Origin of the sequence: Streptomyces viridosporus (assembly GCF_002078235.1) — a bacterium.
In the GTDB taxonomy this organism is placed as follows: Bacteria; Actinomycetota; Actinomycetes; order Streptomycetales; family Streptomycetaceae; genus Streptomyces; species Streptomyces viridosporus.
In genome coordinates, this window is the sequence record NZ_MSGP01000029.1 from 1 (window position 1) to 3,092 (window position 3,092).

2 protein-coding genes and 1 pseudogene are annotated in these 3,092 nt (G+C 69.9%); 2 read left to right on the forward strand and 1 reads right to left on the reverse strand.

Annotated features, from left to right (window positions below):
• Positions 1–620: pseudogene (locus B7L92_RS02310) on the reverse strand (ATP-binding protein); the annotation flags it as partial.
• 966 nt (positions 621–1,586) lie between these two features.
• Here B7L92_RS02310 and B7L92_RS02315 point away from each other — a divergent pair.
• Both B7L92_RS02315 and B7L92_RS02320 read left to right on the forward strand, forming a co-directional pair.
• Positions 1,587–2,687 carry a vWA domain-containing protein gene (locus B7L92_RS02315; protein ID WP_081235835.1) on the forward strand — a complete coding sequence of 367 codons (1,101 nt, stop codon included), beginning with the start codon at positions 1,587–1,589 and terminating at the stop codon, positions 2,685–2,687.
• Between the two features lie 43 nt (positions 2,688–2,730).
• The coding region (locus tag B7L92_RS02320; RefSeq protein WP_143626220.1) for a helix-turn-helix domain-containing protein at positions 2,731–3,092 on the forward strand (362 nt) is incomplete at its 3' end.

A 3,092-nucleotide genomic window follows, 5' to 3' on the forward strand; every position in this document is an offset into this window, starting at 1 on the left:
CGGGCGAGGTTGACGAACACCTCGAGCTTCTGTTCGCTGCCCGTCTGGCTGGAGAGCCGGGACGCCTGCACGACGGCGGTGACGGCACCGTCGTGCGCGCGGGCGAGATCAGCGGCGAGCAGGTCGAAGTCGTCGGCGTCCCCAGCCGGTCCCCCGTGCCGCCGGGGCGGGGGCGGGTCGTCCCCGCGGCGCAGCCCCTCGACGAGGGCGCGCAGGTCGGCCTCGCGCCGGGCGGTGCTGCGGCGCAGCGCGTCGAGGCGGTCGTGCACGGACCGGGCGGCGCGGTCGGCGGCCACGGCGGCGATGACGATGCCGGCGAGCGCCACCGACATCGCGCCGCCGAGCACGCCCCACAGGGCGGGGTCCGGCCGCACTCCGCTCGAGCGGACGGTGAACAGCACGGCCGCACAGGCGCTGAGGACCACCGCGGTGGGCGGGAGGACGGCGAGGCGCAGCAACTGGGGCCGTATGTGCGTCTCGGGCAGCGCGGGGGCGGTCCGGGCGGGCGACCGCCCGTGCCGTCCGCCCTCGCGCCGGTCCGGGCGGGCGGCCGGAACGCGGAGGCCGGGCCCCGGCGCCCTCGGACCGGTCCGCCGGTTCCGGGCTCCGGGGGAGCGCATGGCGGTGCGGCCGGGCTCGCGGGCCGCGACCGTGGTGCCGGTGGACGCCGGTGTGCCGGTCGTGCCCGGGGCGCCTGACGGGCCCCGGTGGCGGGGCCCGTCGCCCCGCCGGCTCCCTCGTCCACCTTGTGCCTGCACTGCCCGTCCCCGCTCCCTGCTCCGACCTGATCGACACCGACCGACACGGTCCGGTGGCGCGGTGCGCCCGTCGGACCCGCGTCGTCAGCGGTGTGTCGCCGTACCGGTCGGGAGGGCCCGGGAAGGCCGAAGGGGTCGGCCACGCGCCGCCCGACCGACACTCACCGTAGTCGTCACCGCATCATGTGCGGTGGGCAGTTGACAAACTCATACGGACAGCATCCCGCTCTGGTATGAGGTTTCGTACGACAGACCGATAACCCTTTCGAGCGGGGGACCTTAAGCGGAAAGAAAACGATCTGAGCTGGTCACAAGCGGCCACACGAAGACCTCGGCGGCCAGGGAGCCCTTGCCTCCCCCACTGCCACCACCCCCGCTCCACCTCCTCGCGACCGACCCTTCACCCCCTTCCACGGGACATCGCCCCACCCGCTTCCCATCGGCCAGAACTTCACGCAGCGTAATAACCGGCGCTCCGTCCTCGCCGACAACCCCGCAAGGCCCCGGGAGCCGCGCTGCCTCGCCGTGCCTCGCCGGAAGGCGGCCGCGGCCGTCCACCCCCTGCTTTGTCAGTGCTGCTCCCTACAGTGAAGCCATCATCCGAACGGACCGGATGCCCCACCGGGTTGCGCGCGCCCGGAAGGAGACGTCCGCCGACGGAAGAGGGCGTTCCGTGATGCCCGTGGCACCCGTCCGCCACCGGTTCACGCCGACGCTCGACGACTTGGACAGGCTGGAACACCGACTGGCACGCCTTCATCAGGAAGCCATGTCTCCGCAGGGCGCCGTCGCGGCCCCACGGGGAACGAACGGAAGGGGATCGGCGCGATGAGCGCAACGGTAAAGGACCGACTCAAGAAGCACTTCGTGAACCACGTCGCTCTCGTCATCGACAAGTCCGGCTCAATGAGGGGTCATTCGGAGCAACTCATCCGTGTGGTGGACGAGTTCGTGAAGGGGCTGCAGGAGGAGTCCGACAGGCTCGGCCACGAGACCCGGATCAGCCTCTACGCCTTCGACCACCTGGTCGAGAACCTGGTGTGGGACATGGACGTGAAGCACCTGCCGTCCATGCGGGGCCTGTACACCGTCGAGAACGGCGCGACCGCGCTGATCCAGGCGTCGGTGAAGGCGCTCGACGACCTCGGCCACATATGGGAGGAGTACGGCGAGCACAGCTTCCTCCAGGTCGTCGTCACCGACGGCGAGGAAAACGCCTCCGGCGCGGACAGGACGGGCTCGCGCCACGACCACCTTCCCGACGGCCGCGCCGTCCTGGACGAGTGGCGGGGCAGGATCGCGGACAAGCTGAACAGCCTGCCGGATCACTGGACCTCGGCCATCATGGTGCCGAACTCCCTGGCCAAGCGCACCGCTCAGCAGTACGGCTTCCCGACGGGCAACATCTCGATCTGGGACGCCGACTCGGCCCAGGGCGTCGAAGAGGCGATCGGCACCGTCAAGACGGCCGCCACGAGGTTCTTGCAGGACCGGGAGCAAGGGGTGCGCGGTACGAAGAACCTGTTCGCCGTCGGCCAGGGTCTCGACATGACCACGGTGAAGTCCGCCCTCACGCCGCTCGACTCGGCGAAGTACAAGCTGTACGAGGTCAAGGATGAGCACGACGGCATGCAGATTCGCGACTTCGTGCAGTCGAAGAACCACACGTATGTCACCGGGATGGCGTACTACCAGCTTGGCGCCCGGGTCTCCGTGCAGGCCAGCAAGGAAGTGGCAGTTTTCGAGAAGTCCAGCGAGCTGGTCTACGGCGGCCCCGATGCGCGTGAGCTGCTGTTCGGTGCCGACGGTCGCACCAATGGCACGCTCTCGGTGAAGGCCGGCCACAACCCCGACCTTCACGTCTTCATTCAGAGCAAGTCGGTCAACCGTAAGTTGAAAAAGGGCACCCGCCTCCTCGTCATGCTCTAAGCGCTGTCCCGTAACTGCTGGTCACGGGTGAGATGATCATGGTGTGTCTGGTGTGATCACGGCGGCGGAGCCGTCCTGGATAGCCCCGTTCACCGGGCTGAGCCCACGTCAGTTCGGCAAACTGATCACCGCGCTGCGGCGCGAGGGCGCCGACCCGGTCCGCAGGGGCCGGCCGTGGAGCCTGCCGCTGGAGGACCGGGTCCTGCTGGTCGCGGCGTACTGGCGGACCAACCTCACCCTGCGCCAACTGGCCCCGCTGTTCGGGGTGTCGAAGTCCGCGGCTGACCGCATCATCGACCACCTCGGACCGGCGCTCGCCCTGCAGCAGCGCAAGCGGTTCCGCAAGGACACGGTGCTGATCGTGGACGGCACGCCGGTGCCCACGCGTGACCACAGCGTCGCCGA

Excerpts from the sequence above, each read along its gene's own strand:
- B7L92_RS02315 (WP_081235835.1), top strand. The coding sequence starts at position 1,587 with ATGAGCGCAACGGTAAAGGACCGACTCAAGAAGCACTTCGTGAACCAC.